At 37.6% G+C, this 26,378-nt stretch carries 25 protein-coding genes; 16 read left to right on the top strand and 9 right to left on the bottom strand.

Annotated elements, in window-relative coordinates; all coding sequences use genetic code 11:
* The first annotated feature begins 175 nt into the window (after positions 1-175).
* Both RZN25_14420 and RZN25_14415 read left to right on the top strand, forming a co-directional pair.
* On the top strand, positions 176-1,450 hold the full coding sequence (locus tag RZN25_14420) for a tetratricopeptide repeat protein (GenBank protein ID MEQ6378010.1): 1,275 nt from the start codon (positions 176-178) through the stop codon (positions 1,448-1,450).
* 248 nt (positions 1,451-1,698) lie between these two features.
* Positions 1,699-2,283 (top strand): histidine phosphatase family protein, encoded by a 585-nt coding sequence (locus RZN25_14415; protein MEQ6378009.1) that lies wholly within the window; start codon positions 1,699-1,701, stop codon positions 2,281-2,283.
* Between the two features lie 28 nt (positions 2,284-2,311).
* Here the strand turns inward: RZN25_14415 and metA are convergent, their stop codons facing one another.
* Positions 2,312-3,220, bottom strand: coding sequence for a homoserine O-succinyltransferase (gene metA, locus RZN25_14410; GenBank protein MEQ6378008.1), 909 nt, complete (start codon positions 3,218-3,220; stop codon positions 2,312-2,314).
* Positions 3,221-3,413: 193 nt separating this feature from the next.
* On the opposite strand from metA, the gene RZN25_14405 reads away from it, so the two are divergent.
* Positions 3,414-4,220, top strand: a complete 807-nt coding sequence (locus RZN25_14405; GenBank protein ID MEQ6378007.1) for an AAC(3) family N-acetyltransferase — start codon at positions 3,414-3,416, stop codon at positions 4,218-4,220.
* A gap of 236 nt (positions 4,221-4,456) precedes the next feature.
* The gene (locus RZN25_14400; GenBank protein ID MEQ6378006.1) at positions 4,457-4,654 is read left to right on the top strand and encodes an aspartyl-phosphate phosphatase Spo0E family protein; all 198 of its coding nucleotides are present in this window, start codon (positions 4,457-4,459) and stop codon (positions 4,652-4,654) included.
* Between the two features lie 59 nt (positions 4,655-4,713).
* On the opposite strand, the gene RZN25_14395 is transcribed toward RZN25_14400, so the two are convergent.
* The 3 genes from RZN25_14395 to RZN25_14385 all read right to left on the bottom strand — a co-directional run bounded on the left by RZN25_14395 (position 4,714) and on the right by RZN25_14385 (position 7,529).
* On the bottom strand, positions 4,714-5,673 hold the full coding sequence (locus RZN25_14395) for a ribose-phosphate diphosphokinase (GenBank protein ID MEQ6378005.1): 960 nt from the start codon (positions 5,671-5,673) through the stop codon (positions 4,714-4,716).
* Positions 5,674-5,976: 303 nt separating this feature from the next.
* Positions 5,977-6,999 carry a hypothetical protein gene (locus RZN25_14390; GenBank protein ID MEQ6378004.1) on the bottom strand — a complete coding sequence of 341 codons (1,023 nt, stop codon included), beginning with the start codon at positions 6,997-6,999 and terminating at the stop codon, positions 5,977-5,979.
* Entirely contained in the window at positions 6,996-7,529 is a 534-nt protein-coding gene (locus tag RZN25_14385) for a sigma-70 family RNA polymerase sigma factor (protein ID MEQ6378003.1), read from the bottom strand. Before RZN25_14385 ends, RZN25_14390 begins: the two co-directional genes overlap by 4 nt.
* 154 nt (positions 7,530-7,683) lie before the next feature.
* Here RZN25_14385 and RZN25_14380 point away from each other — a divergent pair, with 154 nt between their 5' ends.
* The 6 genes from RZN25_14380 to RZN25_14355 all read left to right on the top strand — a co-directional run bounded on the left by RZN25_14380 (position 7,684) and on the right by RZN25_14355 (position 15,179).
* A complete protein-coding gene (locus RZN25_14380; protein MEQ6378002.1) occupies positions 7,684-8,238 on the top strand; it encodes a DUF2179 domain-containing protein in 555 nt (184 codons plus the stop codon).
* A 131-nt stretch (positions 8,239-8,369) separates the two neighbouring features.
* A complete protein-coding gene (gene chrA / locus RZN25_14375) occupies positions 8,370-9,563 on the top strand; it encodes a chromate efflux transporter (GenBank protein ID MEQ6378001.1) in 1,194 nt (397 codons plus the stop codon).
* A gap of 95 nt (positions 9,564-9,658) precedes the next feature.
* Complete coding sequence (gene htpG / locus RZN25_14370) at positions 9,659-11,530, top strand: molecular chaperone HtpG (protein ID MEQ6378000.1); 1,872 nt, start codon at positions 9,659-9,661, stop codon at positions 11,528-11,530.
* A 1,128-nt stretch (positions 11,531-12,658) separates the two neighbouring features.
* Entirely contained in the window at positions 12,659-13,303 is a 645-nt protein-coding gene (locus tag RZN25_14365; protein MEQ6377999.1) for a protein kinase family protein, read from the top strand.
* Between the two features lie 194 nt (positions 13,304-13,497).
* Positions 13,498-14,046, top strand: a complete 549-nt coding sequence (locus RZN25_14360; protein ID MEQ6377998.1) for a DoxX family membrane protein — start codon at positions 13,498-13,500, stop codon at positions 14,044-14,046.
* Positions 14,047-14,345: 299 nt separating this feature from the next.
* Positions 14,346-15,179 (top strand): hypothetical protein, encoded by an 834-nt coding sequence (locus RZN25_14355; protein ID MEQ6377997.1) that lies wholly within the window; start codon positions 14,346-14,348, stop codon positions 15,177-15,179.
* A gap of 58 nt (positions 15,180-15,237) precedes the next feature.
* Here the strand turns inward: RZN25_14355 and RZN25_14350 are convergent, their stop codons facing one another.
* Entirely contained in the window at positions 15,238-15,984 is a 747-nt protein-coding gene (locus RZN25_14350) for a DUF3889 domain-containing protein (GenBank protein ID MEQ6377996.1), read from the bottom strand.
* A 132-nt stretch (positions 15,985-16,116) separates the two neighbouring features.
* Between RZN25_14350 and RZN25_14345 the strand changes: the two genes are divergently transcribed.
* Positions 16,117-16,479: a hypothetical protein gene (locus RZN25_14345; protein ID MEQ6377995.1), complete on the top strand. Its 363-nt coding sequence runs from the start codon at positions 16,117-16,119 to the stop codon at positions 16,477-16,479.
* Between the two features lie 407 nt (positions 16,480-16,886).
* Here RZN25_14345 and sspO read toward each other — a convergent pair whose 3' ends face one another.
* Positions 16,887-17,063 (bottom strand): small acid-soluble spore protein O, encoded by a 177-nt coding sequence (gene sspO / locus RZN25_14340; protein MEQ6377994.1) that lies wholly within the window; start codon positions 17,061-17,063, stop codon positions 16,887-16,889.
* Between the two features lie 175 nt (positions 17,064-17,238).
* Between sspO and ddlA the strand changes: the two genes are divergently transcribed.
* From ddlA to RZN25_14325, 3 genes are all read left to right on the top strand, one after another.
* Complete coding sequence (gene ddlA / locus RZN25_14335; protein MEQ6377993.1) at positions 17,239-18,342, top strand: D-alanine--D-alanine ligase; 1,104 nt, start codon at positions 17,239-17,241, stop codon at positions 18,340-18,342.
* Between the two features lie 309 nt (positions 18,343-18,651).
* Positions 18,652-18,831, top strand: coding sequence for an H-type small acid-soluble spore protein (locus RZN25_14330; GenBank protein MEQ6377992.1), 180 nt, complete (start codon positions 18,652-18,654; stop codon positions 18,829-18,831).
* 257 nt (positions 18,832-19,088) lie between these two features.
* Positions 19,089-19,820, top strand: coding sequence for a DUF421 domain-containing protein (locus tag RZN25_14325; GenBank protein MEQ6377991.1), 732 nt, complete (start codon positions 19,089-19,091; stop codon positions 19,818-19,820).
* A 444-nt stretch (positions 19,821-20,264) separates the two neighbouring features.
* Here the strand turns inward: RZN25_14325 and RZN25_14320 are convergent, their stop codons facing one another.
* Positions 20,265-20,666, bottom strand: coding sequence for a hypothetical protein (locus RZN25_14320; GenBank protein ID MEQ6377990.1), 402 nt, complete (start codon positions 20,664-20,666; stop codon positions 20,265-20,267).
* 514 nt (positions 20,667-21,180) lie between these two features.
* Between RZN25_14320 and nagE the strand changes: the two genes are divergently transcribed.
* A complete protein-coding gene (gene nagE, locus RZN25_14315; protein MEQ6377989.1) occupies positions 21,181-22,638 on the top strand; it encodes an N-acetylglucosamine-specific PTS transporter subunit IIBC in 1,458 nt (485 codons plus the stop codon).
* Between the two features lie 854 nt (positions 22,639-23,492).
* Here the strand turns inward: nagE and RZN25_14310 are convergent.
* The gene (locus tag RZN25_14310; protein ID MEQ6377988.1) at positions 23,493-24,311 is read right to left on the bottom strand and encodes a PRD domain-containing protein; all 819 of its coding nucleotides are present in this window, start codon (positions 24,309-24,311) and stop codon (positions 23,493-23,495) included.
* A gap of 35 nt (positions 24,312-24,346) precedes the next feature.
* Positions 24,347-24,835 carry a PTS glucose transporter subunit IIA gene (locus RZN25_14305; protein ID MEQ6377987.1) on the bottom strand — a complete coding sequence of 163 codons (489 nt, stop codon included), beginning with the start codon at positions 24,833-24,835 and terminating at the stop codon, positions 24,347-24,349.
* A 320-nt stretch (positions 24,836-25,155) separates the two neighbouring features.
* Here RZN25_14305 and RZN25_14300 point away from each other — a divergent pair, with 320 nt between their 5' ends.
* On the top strand, positions 25,156-25,938 hold the full coding sequence (locus tag RZN25_14300; GenBank protein ID MEQ6377986.1) for an HAD family hydrolase: 783 nt from the start codon (positions 25,156-25,158) through the stop codon (positions 25,936-25,938).
* Positions 25,939-26,378 lie beyond the last annotated feature (440 nt).

Raw genomic sequence — 26,378 nt, 5'->3', positions numbered from 1 at the left:
GTGGGCCTCACCGCCTTACGTCGATGATCAAGGGCGCATGCGCTTTTCTTATGGGAAATAGTTCACAATATATTGCTTGTTTTTTTACCCCAGTTACAATTATAGTAAAAAAGAGGAGATAGAATTGAATGTGCTAGAAGTAATAATAGTTGTCAATCTGTGGAGGTGTGAGTATATGCATGTAGGAAGACGATTGGCTGCGATAAGAGGGGAGCGAGGGCTTTCCCAAGAAGAAATGGCAAGAGATTTTATTTCAAGAGGTCATTACAGTAATATTGAATCTGGAAGATATGTGATTTCTGAACAATTTGTTGAAGTATTATCAGATAAGTTAAACATCCCAAAAGACTATCTTGTGAATGTGGATCAAGAAAATGATTATTTAAATGAATTATTAGACGAAATGGAATATTGTCTCCAAGTAAAGGATTTTGCAGAGGCGAAGTGGAAAATTGATGCTATTAATGACATATTTCCTTTTATAAATTCATTGAAACAAGAGTTTCGTTATTTTCTTTTACTAGTGATTTATTTTATTTTAAATCACAAAGTGGAAGAAGCCACAAAAATAGTGGAAAAGAAAATTAAGATTTATATTTCATTCGAAGAAGACATACCTAGAGAATATCAATTCCTGTATTTCTATACACTTGCTCTATGGTATCAAGCAACTAATTTGTTATCTATTAGTGAGGAATATTATGAAAAGGCTTTGCTTTTTCCTTCTACTGACCTTGACAAAGCAAAAATAGAGTATAATCGTGCTTTAAGTAATTATCGTTTGCATAAATTAGAGACCGCTATTTCTTATGCATCTAGCGCTCTGGGAAGATACACAGATGAAAATATGATGGAGCCAGTTGCAAACCTATATGTAATGTTGGGTGGAATGTATTGGGAACTAAATATGTTTGAAGTTGCAGAAAGTGTGTTAATGAAAGGCTTAGATGTAGCAAAAAGAAATGGTTTTATTGATGTTGAAGTAAAGATATATCACAATTTAGGATTAATTTATGAAAAGCGGAACGAATTTGAAAAAAGTAAAGAGTACTTTGAAGAATGCATTGCACTAAAAGAAAGAAATAATGATAGTAGTCTTGCTTTATCATATATTAACTTATTAGAAAGCTTAATTTCTAATAATAGAATTGAAGAAGCACAGGAGTTACTTCAAAAAATAAAGAGTTTAGACAAAAGTGAAAAAGAAAAATATACTGCTTTAGAATCAGAAGCAAAGCTTATGTATTTGTTAGGGGAATACCACAAATATGAAAACCTGATCACTAAAGTAATTAAATACTACAAAGAAAATAACTACCACAAATTTCTAATTCCGATTTGCAAAGCGTACAGCGAATATCTTGCCTCTAAAAACAAATATAAAGATGCCTACCTATATTTAAAAGAAACCCTTCAAGCTAAAGAGCATTTGGAGAAAAACAAGAAATAGATAAGTTAAGGTGCGCCAAATGGCGGGCCTTTTATATTACTATCAGAATTAGCCGATGGATAGTACATAAAAAAATTTGGTTTTCACCATTTGCACATGCACTCCAAAGTATAAGGGCTACAAAGCAAAATATGCTTTTTAGAAGCCCTTTAACGATAAGCAAGTTTTTTCTAAGGATCAGGGGTGACTCTTTTTCCTCTTTAGTTGTATAATGAGTTTCATTAAAAAGTTGTTCAGGAGGTCTTCAAATGAAAATTGGCTTAGTTCGGGATGGGATAACGGATTGGAATATGGAGTGGAGAGCTCAGGGGAGAACGGATGTCCCTTTAAATGAAACCGGTATAGAACAAGCTCAAGCAGTCGCAAAAAGACTTTCTACAGAAAAATGGGAACTTGTCGTTTCAAGTGATTTGTCTAGAGCCTATGAAACAGGGAAAACTATTTCAGATATGCTAGGTATCCCTTTAATCAAGGATACAAGATTAGAAGAGATGGGATTTGGTGAAATCGAAGGAACTACCGAAAAAGAACGTGTAGAAAGATGGGGAGAGGAATGGAGACAGCTTGACCTGGGTTTTGAACCAAAGGAGGAAGCTATGTCTCGAAGTCTAGCTTGTGTAGAAGAGTTTTGTGAAAAGCACTCAGATAAGAATATCCTCTTTGTGAGCCATGGTGCTACCTTAAACCAATTAATAAGGGGACTATTAAGAGATCCTGAATTTGATCAAGGATTAAACAATACTTCCGTTTCTGTTTTTGAAAAAAATACAATTGAATGGAGATGTACTTTATTGAATTGTGCAAAGCATTTGGAAGAGCAATTAACAAAGTAAAAAACCGAGCCTATTGAGCTCGGTTTTGTTATTCCCATTGATAGGGAGTTTCCTGATAAACGTAATAGTTTAACCAATTGGAAAATAGCAAGTAGGCTTGCGAGCGCCAACGGTTAAGTGGTTTATTTTCAGGATTATTATCTGGATAATAATGAACTGGGACAGGAGAATTTACCCCACGGGATTGGTCACGATGATATTCCTCTCCAAGAGTATCTGCATCATACTCGATATGTCCAGTTACCATGACATGCTTTTCATCTTTTGACATGACAATAAAGGCCCCAGCCTCTTCAGAAGAAGCTAGGAGAATAAGATCCTCATGCCGTAGAATAGCTTCCTTTGGAACGTCGGTATAGCGGGAGTGGGGAGCAAGAAATTCATCGTCCATTCCACGTAGTAATTTCGTAGTCTGGTGGTGTAATTGATGGGTGAAAACGCCGGTTAATTTGTCTGGAAGCTTATATTTTTCGATGCCATAATGATGGTATAAAGCAGCTTGTGCTCCCCAGCAAATATGGAGAACGGAAGTCACATGAATTTTGGACCATTCCATGATTTCGGTTAATTCCTTCCAATAATCCACCTCTTCAAAAGCTAAAAGTTCAATGGGTGCCCCCGTAATAATCATTCCATCAAATTTCCGATTTTTTATTTCAGAGAAAGTATGGTAGAACTCTTCAAGGTGGGATTTGCTTACATTTTTAGATTCATAGGTTGCTGTATGTAAGAAATGGGCATGTACTTGAAGAGGGGAGTTACTTAATAAACGAAGAAGCTGTGTCTCTGTTCGTTCTTTTTCTGGCATTAAGTTTAATATAATGATATTTAATGGACGAATATCCTGAGTGACCGCACGTTCATCTTCCATTAAAAATATATTTTCCTTTTCAAGAATATCGCGAGCTGGTAATTTCTTAGGAATATTAATTGGCAATTCCCGTTTCCCCCTTTGTAAAGATTACAACTATTATATATGGGTAATCTTAGCAGGGCAACTGAAAGAATCTGAAAAAAAAGATTTAAATGATGGCAAGTAGGATAAAGATTCTAATATGTACATTATGCTATACTTCGTTAGGAATAGGGGTCAGTAATAAAATGAAATGAAGCAGAAAAGAGGAAAGGTAATGGGAGAGAAAAATGTTATAAGTAAAGTTTCTCAACCAAATACACGGAAAAGTTTGGTTAGAGAATTTGAGGCACTCGGATTAGAGAGAGGGGGGACCGTTATTGTTCATTCTTCTCTTAGCTCATTGGGATGGGTTTGTGGAGGCCCTGTTGCAGTGATTCAGGCATTGATGGATGTTCTAGGGCAAGAAGGCACGCTAGTTATGCCCACTCAAACAGGCGATAATTCAGACCCATCCCTGTGGGAAAATCCACCAGTACCTGAATCATGGTGGGAAACGATTCGAGAGGGAATGCCTGCCTTTGATCCAGCGATCACTCCCACTCGTGGTATGGGAAAGATTGTGGAGGCATTTAGAACCTTCCCACAAGTGAAAAGGAGTAACCATCCCTCATTTTCATTTGCTGCCTGGGGGAAGCATGCAGACTATATCCTGTCAGAGCAGCCCTTAGAAGAGGGGTTCGGTCCTAGATCTCCGTTAGCTAAGATTTACGAGTTAGATGGTAATGTCCTCTTGTTAGGTGTGGGTCATGACAGTAATACCTCTTTACACTTGGCAGAGCATTCCATCCCAAATCGTGAAATAGTAAAAAAGTCCGCAGCTATGTTTGTAGAAGGAAAACCCGTTTGGAAAACCTTTGAGGGAATTTTATATGACTCTGATGTTTTTGAAGAGCTCGGAAAAAAATTTGAAGAAGAGCATTTTGTGAAAGAAGGATTTATCGGAAGTGGAAAAACAAAACTCATATCTCAAAGGGAATTGATTGATTTTGCTAGAGATTGGTTTCGTAGCAAAGCATTATAATACCCGATAAAATGTCAGCCTAAACATAAAGGGCTGTCATTTTATTTTAAAAAAATGATTTTTGTATAGAAACGATAGAAGAAACCTGTCGATTAAAGTCGAAATTCTAGTGGGAATTATCAGTAAAACACGCAAACTATAGCTTTTTTTGACATTCTTTGTAGAAGGCCTTTACTTTAAAAAAAAATTAATCATAATACTAATGTAATTATTTTTTTAGATTTGGGGTTGGAGCAGTGTGTAATTATTTAACGGTTGAGATTAACAGTAAAAGAAAAGAAATGATTTATCTTGGACTTCATAAGGGGTTATCAGCAGAAGAGACAGTTCGCTGCAGTCAAGAACTGGACGAATTATTGAATTTATATCAAGAAGAAAAAGAGAGAGAAAAAAGGAAAAAAATATGGGTTACTGATTATTTATTTAGGGTATAGTTACGGTTAACCACCTATAAGTAGGAACCCAATGTTAAACACATTGAGTTCCGTGGGGCTCAAGTAAAAAGAGTGCTTACCGATTCATTTTCATATATTCTGGAAATTGCCTGACCCAAAAGAGAGGCTACCGATAGTTGTGTGATTTTTGAAAGCCTTTTTTCTTCAGGTATAAAAATGGTATTGGTAACAACCACTTCCTTTATTGCTGATTTTTCTAAGAGATCTATGGACAAGCCTGATAAAACAGGATGTGTACAGCAGGCATAGATTTGTTTGGCTCCGTGCTCATCCAGAGTTCTTGCTGCTCCTGTCACGCGTCTCCCTGTGTCAATAATGTCGTCGATAATAATGGTTGTTTTTCCTTGAACCTCTCCAATGATGTTGGAAATACTCGTTCCATGTTCCTGGTCTCTAGGACCTCTTCGATCGACAATAGCAATGGGTGCCTTGAGAGAATCGGCTAGCTGGCGGGCCCTTGTCACACTACTATGGTCAGGAGCAATTACAACAACGTCCTCTAAATGCTTCTCTTTAAAATAATCTCCAATGATTGGGATGCTTTGTAATGTATCCACAGGAATATTGAAAAATCCCTGAATCTGAGGGGCATGCAGGTCAATAGAAATTAATCGTGTTGCGCCAGCTTTCTGAATTAAATTGGCTATTAATTTGGCTGTAATAGGTTCCCTGGGACGGGCTTTACGATCCTGACGTGAGTAGCTATAATATGGCATTACCACATTAATTTCTTTAGCTGATGCTCTCTTTAAAGCATCAATCATAATAAGTAGTTCCATAATGGTTTCATTGACAGGATCAGTTGTCGATTGAACCACAAAAACTTCGCACCCACGTACACTTTCTTCAATACTAATCATAATTTCTCCGTCACTGAAACGGGATACACTGGTTTTTCCTAGCTCAATTCCTAAATGACTTGATATTTCTTCAGCAAGTGGCCTATTAGAGCTTAAGGAAAATAGCTTTAAAGGAGCGCCCTTTTGAGATAATTCCAACGCAAACCATCCTCCTAGTATTACTATGAATTTTTTTCATTATCTCAAAAAACATAAGTCGACACAAGAAATAGAGGGAAGAAAATATTTGGTGCATATATATTTTTACATTTTCTTCTAGCTCAATTAAGCTATTTGTACTCTTTATTATTTGGAATAGTTTTGATATAATTTTTTCCATGAGAAGGCCTCTTTCTATAATGTACTTGCCGTCCAAAGCATACATTTTATGATAGAGTGCCTTTTCTTTTTTTGCTAGAATTTAGCTCTAATTACCCTCGAGGAATATTTTACACATAGAAATTAGTCTCCTCCAATAAAGTGTGTGATCTTCCATTCTCCGTTGTCTTGCTTTTTCATCCCCATTCGATAATCGGCCGATGGTCTTACATCTGAATCCTTCATGTAGCCCATTTCTCCATTAGGTGATTGAACTGGATACCATATCAGAGAATTTGAATCTAGCTTTGGGCTTTTTCCTTCAGGCTGGGTCAAAATTTCCCAACTAATATTTGAAATCACTGTACTGGTTTCAGATGGTTCTTGATAAATTGGTGCATTATCTGTTATGACAATTAGATCATACAATGGATCCATTCCTTCAGGAGTCCTTATAAAATAATAAGGAGCAAAATATTCACTTTTTCCATTCGGATTAAAAGCTCCACCAAGTTTAAGGGTTTCCATCATAGCTTTCCAAACATTAGAATCACTTGGGTTTTCCTCAAGTTGCCAATGGCTTAGAAAGGACTCTTTACTATTTTCAAGTCCAAAGGAAACAACGACAGCATCGTCCATGACGGCTAGTATTCCCTCTAAATCCTTATTTTGAACCATGGTATAGACTTGTTGGATAAATTGATGTAAAGAAGGGTCTTCAACAGATTCGTCTCCTACTAGTTGACGGCCTTTTGAATCGAATTTCTCCTCAATAACTAATCTAGAATCAGTCATATCTGGGTCTTCAACGGGAGGCTCCTCATTGTTTTCTACAGGCTTATGTTCCTGGTTTTCGTTATTATCGTTCGTATTACTGGAATCGTTTTGATTGTTATCTATAACGACCGGATTGTTGGGGTTAGGATCATCGCCCCTTGAGCCATCTAAAAAAAACTGTGTATAGGCTCCGTAGGAACCTCCTCCTACAAGTAACATAAGTAACAATGCCGTTATAAGCCTTGGAATCCAGTTCCAAGCAGGCTTCTTTCTAGCATCTTTTTGTTGAATAGCTTTCATGATGTTCACCTTCTCTTGATTTGTAAAAACAGGGCTACGAGAGATCTTAGGGTCTACTGTATGTTTAAGCTGCTTCAATGGATCTTTCACACATATCCCTCCTCATGAGATAAGTCTGAAATAATTGGTTTTAATTTCTCCCTGGCACGTTTTAAACGGGTTTTAACGGTTGATATTGGGATGTCCAGAATGTTATGAATTTCTTCGACACTCATTTCCTTGTAATAATAGAGTAAAAGTACTTCCCGATACTTTACAGGTAACAACATTACTTTTTCTATAAGTTCACTTGCTTCAGATGAAAGGATGACCACTTGTTCAGGGTAATTAGAATCTGAATCTACGGGTTCTTCTAAACGGGTTTTAAATAATAGGTTTTTATAGTGCCAGGTTCGTAGATAATCCTTCGAGCGATTAGCCGCTATAGAAAATAGCCATGTTCGAATGGTGCTCTCTCCTTTAAAAGTGTCCAGTTTTTCATAAGCTTTGAGAAATACTTCTTGGGTAACATCTTCAGCAGTTGCCCAATTTTTGATATAGGTGTACACGAAGCGCTTTAACTCTTCTGCGTATTGATCTATGAGTTGCTCGATATCAAAATCAGAAGAAGGATCCTTCAAGTGAATCAACTCCTTTACCTGCGATTCATTAGTTTGACGTATGTCGTTAAAATCGGGTTTCAAAAATAGAGTGACAGAATTTGTATCATTTTCCGACGCTAGAATGTGTTACAATAGTGCGAGTTACTTTTTTAATTAGAAGGGAGTGTTTCGAATGTTTCTTGAACCACTCATTATATTCCTTGCTCAGATCATACTAGTTCCAGTTCTTACGTTACGAACGATTATGATGGTGAAAGGGTATAAGGGAAAGGCAGCCTCTCTAGGAATTCTGGAGGGTGTTATTTATGTAGTAGCTGTCGGGTTAGTTTTAAGTGATCTTTCCAACTATTATAATACTGCTGCTTACGCCTTAGGGTTTGGCGCAGGATTATATTTAGGTGCCATGATAGAAGAAAAGTTAGCCATTGGCTATGTTACCATTGAGGCTAATATTCCTCACAGAAATGAAGTGTTGGTTCAACGATTGCGGGAGTTAGGTTTTAGTGTTTCCATTTCCTCTGTGGAAGGCATTGAAGCAGAACGAACTTTATTATATTGTACTGCCCGTCGTGATCGTGAAAAGGAATTTTATCGTGTGATTGATGAGTATGAGGATAAAGCCTTTGTAGCTTCCTATGAACCTCGGAACTTTAAAGGTGGTTATATAACAAAAGGCATGAAAAAAAGAAGAGAAATGTTTCTTAAAAAGAAGAACAATTCTGCTTAGTCGGTCCTCCTATGAGGGCCTTTTTCTTTGGACTTGAAGTTTTGTTAAGGTTATGTAAAAAATCACATCTCCTCCATCGTCAATGCTATTATGTATGTTATATGAAAAAATTCAATAAAACGAGGTGACCTATGCAGGATAGAAAGTCATTTAAAAATCTATTAGATATCTTATTAACGTCCACAAAACTGGGGATAACTTCATTCGGTGGACCAGTTGCCCATTTAGGGTATTTTAAAAATGAATATGTTGATCGTAAAAAGTGGTTGGATGATAAGACATACGCAGATTTAATTGCTATCTGTCAGTTTCTCCCTGGTCCAGCTAGCAGTCAGGTAGGAATGTCTATTGGGATGCTTCGGGGAGGATTAATCGGTGGAATTTTATCTTGGATTGGTTTTACCCTTCCGTCAGTTATCGTATTGATTCTATTTGCCATGCTATATAACACGTTTAATCTTGAAGGCGCTACGTTTATTCATAGTTTGAAGGTAGTCGCGGCTGCTGTTGTTCTCCACGCCCTCCTTGGAATGGGGAAAAATTTGGCGCCGGATCGTCCGAGAATAACAATTGCTCTTTCGGCAGCCTTAATCATGCTTCTGTTTCCATCGGCATGGATGCAAATTCTTATCATCGTAGGAGCGGGCCTTATTGGGCTGAAGTTTTTCAAGGAAAATGCTGAATCTAAAGTTCAGCCTTTTTCAGTGAGTATTTCCAAAAGGACAGGTGTTATTTCCTTAAGCTTGTTAGGTATACTTTTAGTTGGACTACCTTTCTTAGCAAAAATCACAAATCATGCTCTGCTTAGTATTTTCGATATCTTTTTCCGTGTAGGGTCATTGGTGTTTGGTGGAGGACATGTTGTGCTACCGATGCTTGAAAGAGAGGTTGTACCTCAGGGTTGGCTTACTCCTGATCAATTTTTAGCAGGGTATGGTATGGCACAAGCTGTACCAGGACCATTATTCACTTTTTCGAGTTATCTAGGCATGATGATGGAAGGTATTGGAGGGGCTATTGTCGCAACCATTGCTATATTTCTTCCATCGTTCTTTCTTATTGTGGGGGCACTTCCTTTTTTGCAAGAATTACGTCAACGGAAACCATTCCAAGGAATATTAATGGGAGTAAACGCAAGTGTGGTAGGAATTTTACTTGCGGCTTTTTATGATCCCGTCCTAAAAAGCTCCATTTTTGATGCGAGTGACTTTGCTTTAGGTTTGGTACTGTTTGGATTATTAAATATCTGGAAGGTTCCTGCCTGGATGATTGTTGTGCTCGGAGTAGTAGGAGGATATGTTTTAAAAGTAATTGGTTTGATCTAAGGAATTGACAAACCAAACCGGATTATGGTAAATAAAAAATGGAATTAGCACTTTCAGTTCGAGAGTGCTAAAAATTCGGGAAGGAGACAAAAAATATGAGAAAAAAACAATTTAAAGCAGAATCCAAGCGTCTGCTGGAGCTCATGATTAATTCTATTTACACCCACAAAGAGATTTTTTTAAGAGAGTTGATTTCGAATGCTAGTGATGCAATCGACAAGATGTATTATAAGGCATTGACCGATGAATCGATTACATTTGATCAGGGTGACTACTACATAAAGGTGTCAGCCAATAAAGAGAATAGAACGTTAACAATCACTGATACTGGAATTGGAATGACGAAGGAAGAACTTGAAAATAATCTAGGAATTATTGCTAAGAGTGGATCCTTGGCTTTCAAAAATGGAAATGAGATCCAGGATGGACATGACATTATTGGTCAGTTTGGCGTTGGATTCTATTCTGCTTTTATGGTATCGGATCGTGTAACTGTAACAACTCGTGCCTTTGCAAGTGATGAGGCGTATAGATGGGAATCTGCTGGTACTGATGGATATACCATTAAAGAAGCCGAAAAAGATACTGTAGGAACAGAGATTACTCTTTATCTGAAAGAGAATTCTGAGGATGAAAATTATGATGAATATTTGGAGGAGCACCGCTTAACTTCAATCATTAAGAAATACTCTGACTTCATTCGTTACCCGATTAAAATGGATGTAACGGAAAGCCGTAAAAAAGAGGGTAGTGACGATGAGTGGGAGGAAGTAACTGAGGAACAAATCGTGAATAGCATGGTACCTCTTTGGAAAAAGAACAAAAGTGAGTTAACTGATGAAGATTACGAGAATTTTTATCAAGAAAAACATTATGGCTTTGATAAGCCGTTAAAGCATATCCATCTTCAAGTGGATGGAACAGTACGATATCATGCGATTTTATATATTCCTGAAAACATCCCATTTGATTATTATTCTAAGGAGTTTGAAAAGGGTCTTGAGCTATATTCCAATGGTGTTTTGATCATGGAAAAATGTGCGGACCTTCTACCTGACTACTTCAGTTTTGTGAAGGGAATGGTGGATTCAGAGGATTTATCTTTGAATATTTCACGTGAACTTTTACAAAATGATCGCCAGTTAAAGGTGATTGCCAAAAACATACGTAAAAAGATAAAGAGTCAGCTCCTCAGCATGCAAAAAGATGAGCGAGAAAAATATGAGAAGTTTTATGAGGCATTTGGTCGTCAGCTAAAATATGGGGCCTATGATAATTTTGGCATGAACAAGGAAGAATTGCAGGATTTATTAATGTTCTATTCTTCCAAGGAAAAGAAGCTAGTGACTTTAGGTGAATATGTGGAAAGAATGCCTGAGGATCAAAAATATATTTACTATGCGACTGGAGAGTCTCATGCTCGAATTGAAAAACTACCACAACTAGAGTTAATAACTGACAAAGGTTACGAGGTTCTTTATTTCACAGAGGACATTGATGAGTTTGCCATTAAGATGATGAGAGTCTACAAGGAAAAAGAATTTAAGTCCGTATCCAGTGGTGACCTTGGAATTGGGGAAGAGGACAAGTCCTCAGAAGAAACCAAGGAAAACGAAGATCTATTCAAGGCCATGAAGGAAGCTCTAGGGGATCAAGTGAAAGAAGTTCGCGTTTCTAAACGTTTGAAATCTCACCCTGTTTGCTTAGCTTCTGAAGGTGATGTCTCTATTGAAATGGAGAAAATCATCCAAGCTATGCCTGATAACCAAAACATTAAAGCTGAAAAGATTTTAGAGATTAATCCGCAGCACGAAGTGTTTACTTCTTTAAAATCAGCGTTTGAGGCGGATCAAGAAAAATTCAATCTTTATACGAAACTCCTATATAATCAGGCCTTGTTAATTGAAGGTCTGCCAGTTCAAGATCCAACTGAATTTACGAATGATATGTGTAAGATTATGGTGTGATTTTATTTGAAGCCTGCTCCCGGTTGGGGGTGGGCTTTTTTTGTTAGGGAGTGGGTTGGGGAATGGGTTAGGGAATGGGTTAGGGAATGGGTTAGGGAATGGGTTAGGGCGCATGAAGCATATAACTAGTAGGTGTCGCAGGAGTTATGGTGTTCATAGGGCGGATGAAGCATATAACTAGTAGGTGTTGCTGGAGTTATGGTGTTCACAGGGCGCATGAAGCATATAACTAGTAGGTGTCGCAGGAGTTATGGTGTTCATAGGGCGGATGAAACATATAACTAGTAGGTGTTGCAGGAGTTATGGTGTTCACAGTGCGGATGAAACATATAACTAGTAGGTGTCGCTGGAGTTATGGTGTTCAAAAGGCGGATGAAGCATATAACTAGTAGGTGTTGCTGGAGTTATGGTGTTCACAGGGCGCATGAAGCATATAACTAGTAGGTGTCGCAGGAGTTATGGTGTTCATAGGGCGGATGAAACATATAACTAGTAGGTGTTGCTGGAGTTATGGTGTTCACAGGGCGGATGAAACATATAACTAGTAGGTGTCGCAGGAGTTATGGTGTTCATAGGGCGGATGAAACATATAACTAGTAGGTGTCGCAGGAGTTATGGTGTTCACAGTGCGGATGAAGCATATAACTAGTAGGTGTCGCTGGAGTTATGGTGTTCACAGGGCGCGTGAAGCATATAACTAGTAGGTGTCGCAGGAGTTATGGTGTTCATAGGGCGGATGAAGCATATAACAGGTAGGTGTCGCAGGAGTTATGGTGTTCATTGGGCAGGTGAAACATATAACTGGTAGGTGTTGCAGGAGTTATGGTGTTCACAGGGCGGATGAAACATATAACTAGTAGGTGTCGCTGGAGTTATGGTGTTCATAGGGCGCATGAAGCATATAACGAGTAGGTGTCGCAGGAGTTATGGTGTTCATAACATGTATTCATAACACAAGAAAAACCTTTCCTCTGCCACCATCGGTAGAGGTTTTTTGGTATTCTGTGATTAAAAAACCCCCAAGAGGACTGCCTGCAGAAATCTCTTCATAAATATGGAGAGAGGACTTGTTATGGTGTTACAATTAAAAAAAGAAAAGAGAAGACTAATGGAAGGGGGGAAACTTCGATGAAAAAGTATGAGGAATTAGCTCGGAGTGTAACATTTAAAATGAAGCGGTCAAAAGTATCACTGAAGAGTACTGACCCCGAATTAGAGCTAATAGGCAAGGGGAGAAGTGCCTACGCCTTTAGAATTCAAAATACTGAAAAAGTTTTAAAAGTATTTTTCCCACCATTTCATCATATTGCAAAGGAAGAAACAGAAATATATCAGCAACTTTCTGGATGCTCATATTATCCTGTTTTGTATGAGTCTGGAGAAAATTATCTGGTTATAGATTATATTGAAGGAAAAACTCTTTATAATTGCTTAGTCGAAGGCCACCCTATATTTCCTTTTTATCTAGACGAGGTTGATAAAGCACTACAAGTAGCAAGAGAAAAAGGACTTAATCCATCAGATATCCATTTGCGCAATATCATAGTAACTCCTGCTGGCCATATAAAATTAATTGACGTAGCAAGGTTTAGGCAAAGTAAATCATGCTCGCAATGGGATGACATAAAAGCTGCCTTTTATACTATTTATAATCAACGTTTCTATTCGCGTAAAATTCCTGACCCATTACTATCAACTGTTGCTTATCTATATAAGAAGGCTTTGTTTCAACGCCTCTTTTTGGAATATTTATCACGGCACAAACATCCTTGATATTCCCACCTTATATAAAGTGATACTAAAAAAGAAACTATTGTAATTTATTACGCTAGTGGTAAAATTGAATAAATTCCACTATTAGCAATGTGAATATATTAATCATCAAAATTCATATTTTTAGAAAAAAATAAGATTATGAATTTAGATTTGTGGAATGGTAAGAATAAACATGGTAAAGGAGTGTATGTATGGAAAATGATCAATTAAAGAGGGATCACCAAGTAGTTATTCCTGAAAACCCGGTCTCATTTTTCTTGTTCAATGATACTCGTTCAGCATGGATTTGGCTTATCATTCGTTTATATTTAGGGTATACATGGATTACATCCGGTTGGGGCAAGCTTAATGAAGATGTATGGACTGGCGATCAGGCTGGAACAGCTCTTTCAGGATTCCTCCAAGGAGCCGTTGGAAGAGTAGAAACTGGTGAGGTTGCTGGCTGGTATGGCGCATTTTTAGAAAACGTAATTTTACCTAATGCTGAAGTTTTTTCTTATATGGTTGCCTACGGAGAACTTCTTGTTGGCTTAGGCTTAATTCTAGGACTACTAACTGGTTTAGCAGCGTTTTTTGGAAGTATTATGAACGCTAGCTTTATGTTTGCAGGTACGCTGAGCTCCAATCCACTTTTATTTATTTTAGCTACTTGGTTAGTATTGGCATGGAAGGTTGCTGGTTGGTACGGACTAGACCGATGGGCACTTCCAAAGCTTGGAACCCCGTGGGGAAGGAAGTAATACTTAAAAACGGACACTCCTATGTGTCCGTTTTTTTCTTACTGAAAGCTATAGCTTTAGTCGATTGCACATAAAACATTAGGTTTTTCGGCATTAGCAGAGGATAAGGGATTCTAAGAAAGCGTATTTTGCTTTCTTAGAATCCCTTTAACGTTCTAAGGAAAGTTCAGTCTTTTCTAACTGCAACATCTAAATAAGGCGATTAAGGATGCAACATAACGAACTTTCTAATATTCACTCATATTTTAGTATCATTAAACACAACCTAAGCTATATGTCCAAAGTAGCCGGGGGTAAGTATGCTTAAGAAAAATTTATGGAACAAGAATTCTATCCCTTTTTTCTTATTGATTGTCACCCATATGGTTTTGCTTTTTTTCTTAGTAATACGAAAAAAACAAAAAAATATTTGGTATGTGCTTTTGGCTAATATGGGGTTAGCTTACTTATTCGAATATGTAGTTCTCAATATCTTTCAAGGGTATAGGTATAAGCCTTCTATTCTCAAAAATAGATATTTGGACAAATTATTGGGTTCCATTTTATCTCAAGGATTGTATGTTCCAGTTTCTGCTACTTTCCAGACCTTCCTTAAGTTGAAGTGGTATTGGAAAATAGGTTTTAGCCTATTCTATTACATTATTGAAAAAATGTTTATTCGGTTGGGAGTTTATCAGGTGCGTTGGTGGAGACCAATCTATACTTTTCACTTGTTGATTCTTTATTTTTATATCAGTGATTGGTTATATAGTGCCTTTGCATCAAAAAAACGGTGGGCTATATTATTAGTGCACTATTTGTCAGTTGAAGTGATAGATGTAACAGTATTGTTTTATTATGCTGTCAAGAGATATATCCGCTTTGGCAGAGGAATGTTCCATTCTTGGAAAGAACATTTTATAATTGTCCCATTATATAGCATGGCACTATCTTTTTTAACTGTTAAGAATTCAGTTCGTACAGGTCTAACGAACCGATTATTACTGGTGGTTTGTTACTTATTCATTGATCTTTTCCTTTCCTATATGGGAATTTTAAAAATCAAACTTAGAAACCTACCAAGCATGATTAAAAAGTATGTTTTCATGGCCACCATTTCACGCTTCTTTTATATAAAGATATTTGATAAATAAAAAAAGCAACCACCTAATTGGTTTGCTTTTTTTATTTAGAATTCTCTACTATTTCTTCTTAATTTTTCAGTTCCTTAATATCAAAAGAAACAATTCTATTATTAGCAGGGTTATATACGACCGTTCCTCTCACTTTGATCCGTTCTTGTGGAGACTGTAAGGTATAATCATAAACCTCTTTCGTTTGATTGGCTGATAATGAAGTTTTTCCAATAGATTTATAATCCAAGACATTAAAATTTGGATAGGCAGATTGGGTTACCTCAAGTAAATACTTTCCCCATTTTTCTTCTTCAACCTCTGGAGATGGGGTGATTTCAATATCTATTACACCCGCATTAAGATCTCCTATGGTTTCAAAAGCTCTACGATGCAAATTTATTCTGTTAGTTGGGAAGTTTTGAACAGTATCAACTACAGTGACAATTACTTCTCTTTGATTGGCGGGATTTTTAATTTTTAATGTCTGGCCGCAACGATATGGGGATTGATCCGAAACTGCTGCAGTCATAGCTGAATTTGTGGACCATGACATACCGCATTTCGTTACTGCTCCCCCCTCTGTCCATGTAGCTTGACCTTTAATTGGCCTTTGACGCCATGGGTAATTAGCATAAGGTAAGTCCCCGTGATAAGGAATGGGGTGATTCCCGAAATATGGATTTGGTTGATAACCATAATAATGTCCATAATAACCTTGATCATTATGATGATAAGAATAATCGTAAGGACCGTGGCTATAAGGATGTTTCTTGTATGGACTTTCCCAGTTCGTCTGATTCATAAAAGGATAAAATTGATTCACTTTCTTGTTCCCTCCTGTTATTTAGGCAAAAGCCTTTTGGATATCTTATGCCTAAACAATAAGGGTGTGCTTGTTTCCAGCTGGATAAAAAAGAATTGCTTGGAAAATGCTATGGAAAAGGAGGATTTTAATATGTTTGGTCTTATTACAAAATTAATTGTCTGTCCATTAACCGTATGGATCTCGTCTTTACTCTTTGAAAGTGTATATTTTCCATACACTTATCAACCTTTATTATTGGGTGCTGTTATAGGAATTATTGCTCATATTATGGAGCTATGGATGTTGCGAAAGGACACAGTTCTTCGAGCAGATCTACTTGACTTTGTCTCTGCTATTTTGTTGGTTTATGTTCTGTCTCCGTTTATGGAAGGAGCGGAAGTGACTTTTTTAGGAGCAGTTTGGGTTGGGGTAATATTAGGAATCACTGAACTTCCACAGCACCGTTTACTTGTTAAAACTGGTCGAGCCAAAAAGTCACCATTGCGAGCATAAAATAAAAGGATCAGCTCTAGAGCTTTTTACATACTATCAGAATTTATAACTTTAGTTGGTTGATAGTATAATTAAAACTAAGGCTTTTGCCGTTAGAGCTTGCAGCCCAGAGTATAAGGGATTCTAAGAAAGGGAAAGATTCCAAAAGTTTTTTCTTTGTAGGGAAAGAAATCCCTGCTTCAAGGTCAATATGGCTGCACAAGCACTTTATTTAATTTTTGCTCTTGCGACTTGGCTTGGATCTGGACACTTTATTCGAAAAGCAGTTTGATTCTTTCTAATCCAGCTATTTTTTTGCTGATTGGGTGGGATGAAAGTGGATAAAGAAGTAGTATCATTGAGTTTCCAGAGCAGACTATCCATCAGTAGAAAGGGTGCTCCATATAAGCACCCTTTCCCTCATACACTTACTGCCTCTTTTTCGTCTTCTTGTTGTTCAAACGTTCCTCTGGTTTTAAAGGCTCATTAGCAAATTCATGGTCAAACTGATTTGGTTCATTCCCTAATTTCTTCTGACGTTGTTTATCGTTGATACCAGTATCAACAGGATTTTTACGATTTCTGCTTTCATTTTTACTTGCCATTTTAAAACACCTCCGCTTTTATTTTGCTCCTCCCTCCGAGTGACTATGTACAAGACCTTCATTAACTTTTTTTGGGCTTTTGACATAAAATAAGTTTATAATGGATGTCATACGATGAGCTGGTTTATGGTATCGTATACAAAGAGAGCAAACAACAAAAAGAGAGGTGCTTGATTTGAGTAAAATCAAGATTGGTATTATTTTTGGTGGGAAATCATCAGAGCATGAGGTGTCTTTGCAATCGGCAAAAAATGTATTTGAAGCCCTCGATAAAACGAAATATGATCCCATCTTAATTGGAATTGACAAAGAGGGAAGATGGCATTTAAATGACCAATCCCAATATTTGTTGAACGCAGACAATCCTAAATTAATTCAGCTGAATAAATCGAATAAGGGAGTTGCCATTATTCCTGGCGAAGAAAAAAATCAGGTTATGAATTTATCGAGCTCTGATCCTTTTGATCAATTAGATGTTGTTTTTCCAATCCTTCATGGACCGTTAGGGGAGGATGGCAGCATCCAAGGCATGCTGAGAATGGCAAATATTCCATTTGTTGGCCCAGGTGTTTTAGGTTCTGCAGTCAGCATGGATAAAGATATCGCCAAGCGTCTACTGAAAGAGGCAGGGTTCCATGTTGCGAAAGGATTTGCTTTTACAAAGGCCAAGCGAAACAAAATTGACTTTGCTAAAATTGAATCGGAGTTAGGTCTCCCAATGTTTATTAAGCCAGCCAATCAAGGCTCGTCTGTTGGAGTTAGTAAAGTTAAATCCACTGATGAGTTTGAAAAAGCTGTAGATACAGCCTTTGAATTTGATAACAAAATTCTAATTGAGGAAGCAATCGTTGGGCGTGAAATTGAGTGTTCAGTTCTTGGAAATGAAGATCCAAAAGCCTCTATTCTTGGTGAAATTGTTGCTCAACGTGATTTTTACTCCTATGAAGCAAAATACATCGATGAAACAGGTGCTTTACTTGAAATTCCAGCTAAGTTACCTGAAGAGTTATCTGAACGTGTAAGAGAGGAAGCCGTTCGTGCATTTGAAACCCTTGGATGTGAAGGGTTATCTCGCGTTGACTTTTTTGTAACTGAAGATGAAAAAATCATTGTAAACGAGATTAACACTATTCCTGGTTTTACGAAAATTAGTATGTACCCTAAATTATGGGAAAAAACCGGAATTTCATACAGCAATCTTATTGATCAGTTAATTCAGTTAGCAATCGATCGTTTTGAGCGAGACTCACAATTAAAGAACACTGTGGAATTTGATTAATTTTTATGGAATGAAACCGGGCCGAGTGCTCGGTTTTTTCGTAAGATAAAGTATAAAATTTGTCTAACTCCAACGAAAAAGCTTCATCGAGTGATCTTCGAAGTTTTTGCTCCGAGTAATCGCACGAAGGAAAGCTACTTAGAGCTACTTCGCAGAAACAAGTGCTTTTCTTGTTTCGAAGGGTGCTTGCGCTTTTTTTATTTTACTAGGAAGGAATGTCCAGAATATCGTCATTCGTTAAGCTTTTTAAAAGGGATTTGAGAATAACTACTCCCTCTGAAACAAATAGTAAGTCTAGGAGGTGGTAGCATGGATGCTCAACGCGCACAAGATATTTCAAATCAACAAGAAATGATGCCTGTAACTTATAACGGTGAAGCAATATATATCGAACACGTAGATCGTGTTCACGGAATGGCAACCATCCATCCCTTGAATAATCCTGGGAATAAACAAAGTGTGTCAGTTACAAGTCTTGAGGAAAAGTAGCTTTAGGAGAAACCCGAAAATCTTCTTTATAGGTGGATTTTCGGGTTAGTTTAAAAAGAATTTTACAAAGCAAAGTTTTTCAATGTCTCCCTTGTGTGATTTAGGGATAGTTTTTTACATTAAAAATAGCTTTTGCCGTGAATTTTATTATCCTATTTATGAAGCCAAAAGATGTAGCTGATGCCATACAAGATATATAACCATACATTACAAACAATCAACTTACAATAAAGCTTATGAAGAAAGGTGGGGTGGAAATGTGGGAGCTTGTATATGAATTCGTGTTTGTGCCTATTTTTATTTTTATTGGGGGCTATATTTTTTTGCGACTTGCTGGTAAAAAAGCTGTTTCTGAGATGAATAGTTTTGATTTGCTTTTCGTCGTTGTTATGGGGACGATAGTAGCCGAGCCACTTGTTGATAAGGAAGTTCACCGTGCATTACTTTATGCGGGTGCTTTTTTGGTTCTATACATAGGGTTTAGTTTTGCCACCATGAGTAATAAATTAAGATGGCTTCTTGTTGCTTCACCCACCGTTCTTATTCGAAACGGGGATATTGATGAAAAAGCATTAAAAAAAGTAAAAATTACAATGAATGAATTATTATCTAATCTGAGAATAAAAGGCTACTTGAATCCAAAGGATATTGAGCTTGCAGTCTTGGAAGATATGGGACAATTTAGTGTTATTCCTAAGGCAACAGCACGTCCAGTAGAAACCTCTGATATTCACTTGGTTCCTAAACCTACTTTTATTCCAATTCCTGTTGTTATGGATGGACAAATTTTGGACCACAACCTAAAGTACCTTAAAAAGGATCGTGAGTGGTTACGGATGCATCTAGGAACTCACTCATTATCGTTTGATGATCTTGATAAAATTACAATAGCCCTGGTTAATCAAAGTGACACACTTGATATTGATATAGTTTCCCCTAAGGAAAATGATCAAGGAGCCGACTCCTACAAACCTGGGAGGGATAATTAAGAAAAGCGCAACCGCCCCTCGAAACAAGAAAAACACTTGTTTCTGCGAAGTAGTTCTATGAAGCTTTCCTTACTCGGGGCAAAAACTTTGAAGATTACTCGATGATTCTTTTTCGCTGAGGCTAGTTAGATTTTATACTTTTGTATGAAAACAGACCCTGTAAAACTTTTGTTTACGTGATCAAGTCACAATAGATGGTACTTCTATACCGTCACAACCCGTTTCTTATGCAGGGTATCCTTTTTCAGGATCCACCAATGTATATTTCGACCTGGTCATATTGTTATTAAAGGTATTCCCGAAGATGAACAAGATTTATCCTCCTTGTTTGATTAGGAATCCATTTTTCATGGTAGATGGTGGCTCCGCGAAGCGAGCCATAATGATTCTTACCTTTTAAGAAAAGGATTTCGCCATATAGACGAAATCCTTTTCTTTTGGGAATTAATATGGTCCTAGGTCATCGTCATTTAGTCCAGGATATCCGTAACCAGCGCCATATCCTGGTCCAAATCCAACACCGTAGCCAGGACTGAATCCTGGGCCTGGCCCAAATCCATTGCCGTAGCCAGGACTGAAACCTGGACCTGGTCCAAATCCATTGCCGTAGCCAGGACTGAATCCCGGTCCGTATCCTGGTCCGAAACCTGGTCCATAGCCATAACCTGGCCCAAATCCAGGTCCAAACCCTCCGCCAAAACCAGGACCATAGTCAGGTCCGTCTAAAAGTTCTCCACCAAGATACCCAAGTCCAGCTCCTATCAATCCTGCAGTTAAAGGGCCTGCACCAAATCCAGGTCCAAAAGCTCTTTGTTGTACTGCAGGATGAGGCATACCTCTATACATAAAAAAATCCCCTTTCATCAAATAGACATTTATTACGATTGTCAATATAGACTATGTTAATCACCTATATTTGAATGGGCATATGCCTTTAGGGCAGTTGATTAATGAAAACGCCTAGAAGATGATACCGTTTTCATGTTGTGTTTTAATAGGCTTCATGTTAAGATGAGTTTAAGTAAATAAGGAATCACATGTTACTGACTCGATCAGGCATGGTGGTAAACGAGAAGGATTTTTTCCTTTTGTTGTACCACCATGCCTTTTTATTTTGTTAATTTTATGAAATGGTCAGTAAATTGAACTTTCCTTTCATTGAAAAGACACAGTTAAGATCTGGTTTCTTATTTCATCAGGTATTATTTTTATTTAATGATGAAAATCTTCTTCTAAAAAAGGTGGGGAGGTGTCTTTAAGTAGAAAGAGATTTTGCACTTGTTTTATTACTAGATGTGAACTTACTTCTTTTGTTCAGTTTCGGGATTTAAGAAAATAATGATTGGGGGAATTTTCTAAAATGATGAAGTTTTTACAAAGAATTGGTCGCTCTTTGATGCTTCCGGTTGCAGTTTTACCAGCTGCTGCGATTCTTATGGGGATTGGTTACTGGATCGATCCTAGTGGATGGGGAGCAGACAATGCGGTCGCCGCTTTTCTAATTAAAGCCGGTGGATCTATTATTGACAATATGTCGATCTTATTCGCTGTTGGTGTTGCCTTAGGGATGTCTAAAGAACGTGATGGATCAGCAGCTCTAAGTGGACTTGTAGCCTTTCTAGTTATTACTACTCTTTTATCAACAAATACAGTCGCAATGTTACAAGGTGTAGATCCAGGGGAAGTAAATGCTGCATTCGGAAAAATTGAGAACCAATTTGTCGGTATTCTATCTGGTTTAGTCGCAGCATGGATGTACAATCGTTACAGTAATGTAAAATTACCAGATATGTTTGCTTTCTTTAGCGGGAAACGTCTAGTCCCAATTGTGACTGCTGTCTCTATGCTAGTGGCTTCAGGAATTATGTTTTTTGTTTGGCCAGTGATATACACTGGACTTGTTTCCTTTGGGGAAGGGATTAGTACATTAGGTTCTGTAGGTGCAGGTCTATATGGATTCTTTAACCGTTTGTTGATTCCAACTGGACTACATCATGCCTTAAACTCCGTGTTTTGGTTTGATGTCGCTGGTATCAATGATATCGGAAACTTTTGGTCTGGTACTGGTGAAAAAGGTGTAACTGGTATGTATCAAGCAGGATTCTTCCCAGTTATGATGTTTGGTTTACCAGCTGCTGCACTTGCAATGTATCATACAGCAAAATCTAATCGTAAAAAGACAGCTGCTTCTTTATTAATGGCTGCTGCATTTGCTTCATTCTTTACGGGAGTAACTGAACCACTTGAATTTTCATTCATGTTCTTAGCCCCAGCTTTGTATGTAGTTCACGCAGCGCTAACAGGGATTTCATTAATGGTGGCTTCCGCATTTCATTGGACTGCAGGGTTTGGATTTAGTGCAGGATTTGTTGACTTTGTATTGAGTTCACGACTTCCATTAGCCAATATGCCCTATATGCTACTTCTTCAAGGTCTTGTTATTGGAGTGATCTACTATGTATTGTTCCGTTTCCTAATCGTCAAGTTCAACCTTCCTACACCAGGACGTGAGGAAGAAGCTATTAGTGTTGCAGCAGAAGAGGCTGACAATGTTAGTTTCAAGCCACAAGATCAATTCGCTACAATAGCGAAGGAAATATATGAGGGTCTTGGAGGAGATGATAATGTTACCGGTATGGAAAACTGTATCACACGTTTACGTGTAGAAGTAGCAGATATGGATGTAGTGGACCAAGATAAAATTAAAGCAACAGGAGTGCCAGGAATCAAAGTTATGGGCAAAAATAGTATCCATGTCATTGTAGGAACACAAGTTCAATTCGTTGCTGATGAGATTTACAAAATTCGCAAAAATTAAACATGGAACAATAAAAAAACCGAGCTTTTGGGCTCGGGTTTTTTATAGTATCATTTATAAGTTGGGGTGAAAAATGAGTTCCCTAATTTATAAGATAACAAAGTATAGTGTCTGTCTAGCTTCAGGTCCCTGTCGACTAGAGTCGGTTCCCTTATCTCGAGTCAACAAGTCAATATCCATGAAGGAGATTCTGTTAAAACGTGACATCCTGGTCTTGCGGTTTACTAGGCCTATGGAAAATATTAATCAACACCGTAATGACTCGTATCCTGCGGCATACGTGACCCAAGCTTTAGAATCTCGATGTAACATCGGCCCCGAGGGTTACACCTCCCTATGCCGATGTCAAGAACACTTGCGTTTTTCTGTGAAAAGAAAATTGGCGTGTATAACGTATGTATTTAAATTAAATGCCGAAAGTGCCATGGATAAGCATATTATGAGGTTAGAATAGTATTGAAAAAGGGACTAATAAAAAAGAAATATAGTGCGCACATCATTAAAAAAAATCACAACCTTTTTGAAAATGGAAAAATGAAAAAAATAAACATCCCAGAATTAATTTAATTTTCATGCTGGATGCGAGTGTAAAATCATGTATGATTTTTGTATTATCAGAATTTATCCCGCATGAACGGACAGTCATACCACATCAAATCTTAAGTAAAACGAGAAGAGTAGGTGGGGGACCCCTAAAATGTACGGTTTTGTTTTAAGGGCCTTTATGTCAGTGGGGCACAGCCATTGATTGAAATTTCACTTTATAAACTTTAGTCGATTAATAGTACATAAAAAAATTGGCTTTCGCCATTAGGACTGGCGTTAAGTCAAGTTTTACAATATCTTTTGGTTGCTTATCTTTGACGTAATCGTTCAATATGAATGCATATATATCCTAGCTCTGAGTCAGGTAATTTAATGTTGTATTGAGAAGAAGTAGTGTGGGCAACATGTTCTGCACATTGAAAGGAATGACGAAATTTTGTTTTCAACATGGTAAGCATTTCCTCATCCATTGTACATATGCCTTGCTCGTTATAGCGAGAAATGGCAAATCTTAAGTGTGTAATAAGACGTTGATAGGAAATATCGTCTTCTTCAATATCAATCCCAAGGCAATTTTTTATCGTTTGAACCATGTCGCTAATTATGGTTGCTTGTTGAACGATCTGATCCATATTCCCGCTTGAAACGTTAGAAGTATGAATGTGCAAAGCGATATAGGCTGCTTCATCGACAGGCATTTTTACACTTGTTTCTTTTTCAATAAATTGAATGGCCCACATACCAATCTCAAATTCTTTTTTGTATAAGATTTTAATTTCATTTAAAAGTTTATTTTTTAGATGAAGTCCGTCTATTGTTCGTTCTATGGCAAATGATAGGTGGTCCGTAAGAGCAATATGAATATGTTCATTTAGTTTTGTGTCTAGATACTGTTCAGCATAGGAAATAATCTCCTCAGAAAGAGTTACATATTCCTCCGGGATTTGTTGGAGGAGCTGTTGAAATTTTTCATTTTCTTTCATAACAAAAATCTTTTCTATTTTATTAGGGTTAACGATGTCATTTTTCTTTTTTTCGAAGGCAATCCCTGACCCCATTGCTATTTTTTCCTCGTCGTGATCAAGCACAACGACCGCATTATTGTTTAATATTTTTTTGATTTTCACTTCCCCAACCCCTCCTTTTCCCTTCATAGATATTCTTATGAGATGATCGTAATAAGTACAGTTTTTCCTTTTTTAGCTTTAGATTCCTTTGTAAGGAAAAATTCTTTTTTTCCATCTAAGCTGTTGGTAATAACCATGGGAATAATCGTGCTACTAACGTTCTCCTTGAGGAAAGGGAGGTCAAAACTCATAATGTGTTGACCAACTGTTACTTCATCCCCCTCTTTCACGTGAGGGGTAAATCCACTCCCTTTTAATAAAACCGTTTCAAGACCTACATGAAGCAAAATTTCAGAACCATCGCTTGCCAAAATTCCAATAGCGTGCTTAGTGGGAGCTACCTGGATAACCTTTCCTTCCACTGGTGAATATAGCTCACCTTCTTCAGGTAAAATCGCAATTCCTTCACCCATCATCTTTTCACTAAATACTGGATCCGGAACGTCTTGAAGTTGAACAATTTCACCATTCACAGGAGCATACATTTCATTCTTTTTATTCTTTTTAAACTTATTGAAAAACATGATTATCTTCCTTCTTTCTATTGTGTTTCTATCGTACCATGTCCAATAAAAAAGCATAGAGGCACATACACGATTCATAGGGTGTTCCTACCCTAATGACCTTATGATGCACCACTATGCCTAATTGAATTAGTAACATGCGATCAATATTTGATTACTTATATGATACCACGAAGTGTAGTGGGATACAATTGGGGGGAGAAAAAGATTTTACAGACTTTTTGCATTAGCTTTGATTTTTTTAAGAGTTTTTGTACTGTTTCTGAGTTTCAAATGATAAACTAATAGAAATACAGATTAATAAAGTGGGGTTACGAGTCGTGAAAACAGCGATTATTTTTGATTTGGATGATACCCTCATTTGGGATCAAAAAAGTGTGAAAACAGCGTTTATTGCTACCTGTCAGGTGGCAGAGAAAAAATATGGATTGAATGCAGCAAAGCTTGAAGATGCAGTGCGTGAAGAGGCAAGAAAGCTTTATTCCTCTTATGAAACTTACCCTTTTACTCAAATGATAGGGATTAACCCAATGGAAGGACTTTGGGGGGATTTTTTAGATGACCAAGAGGATTTTAGAAAAATGAAAGAGATTGCTCCATCCTATCGTCAGGAAGCATGGACGAATGGGTTAAGGAAGCTTGGAATTGATGATCCTTCCTTTGGGCAGGAGTTAGCAGAATGTTTCCCAGAGGAAAGGAAGAAGGCCCCTTTCGTTTATGAGGACACCTTTGAAACCCTTGATCAATTGAAAGGAAAATATAAGTTATTGCTTTTAACGAATGGGTCTCCGGATTTGCAAAACACAAAGCTAGAAATCACTCCAGAGCTTGTTCCTTACTTTGACGAGATCGTAATCTCGGGAGATTTTGGCCGAGGGAAACCAGATAAGTCCATATTTGAATATGCTCTAACCCTATTGGATGTCTCTACTAAGGAAGCCCTCATGGTTGGGGATAATTTAAACACAGATATTCTTGGAGCTAATCGAGCAGGCATTCCATCTGTTTGGGTCAACAGACATCAGGTAGAAAGAGATGATATGGTTATTCCGACCTATGAGATTACTCATCTCGGTGAACTTTTTAAAATTCTAGAAAGGTAATTTTATGAAATCCTAACTTCGTGCTTTGGCTTCGGAGTTGGGATTTTTAGTTACTTTGTGATTTTTGATTTGATTCCGATGACTTATCAGGATGGACAACCTAGTAACGGCCTTGTTATAGGCCATTTGCTTTTTCACGGCAAAAAAACGACCTACCAGAAGGGCGATTTTAACAAGGAAATGAGAACCATGAGGGACAAGAAGTGGGAGGATATTGATGTGTAATAGAACTGGGAGATTTTTATGAATATACCTTTACGTTTTAGGTAGAGGGCAACCAAACCGAGTGAATAGGGGCTGTCTATTGACGCAAAAATGGTAGAGGGCAACCAAACCGAGTGAATAGCAGCCGTCTATTAACGCAAAAATGGAGGAGGGCAACCAAACCAAGTGAATAGGGGCTGTCTATTGACGCAAAAGTGGTGGAGGGCAACCAAACC

It is taken from the genome of Bacillaceae bacterium S4-13-56 (genome assembly GCA_040191315.1).
Classification (GTDB): Bacteria; Bacillota; Bacilli; order Bacillales; family JAWJLM01; genus JAWJLM01.
Note: the sequence above shows the minus strand (reverse complement) of the source record. Positions and strands in the feature narration are given on the sequence as shown.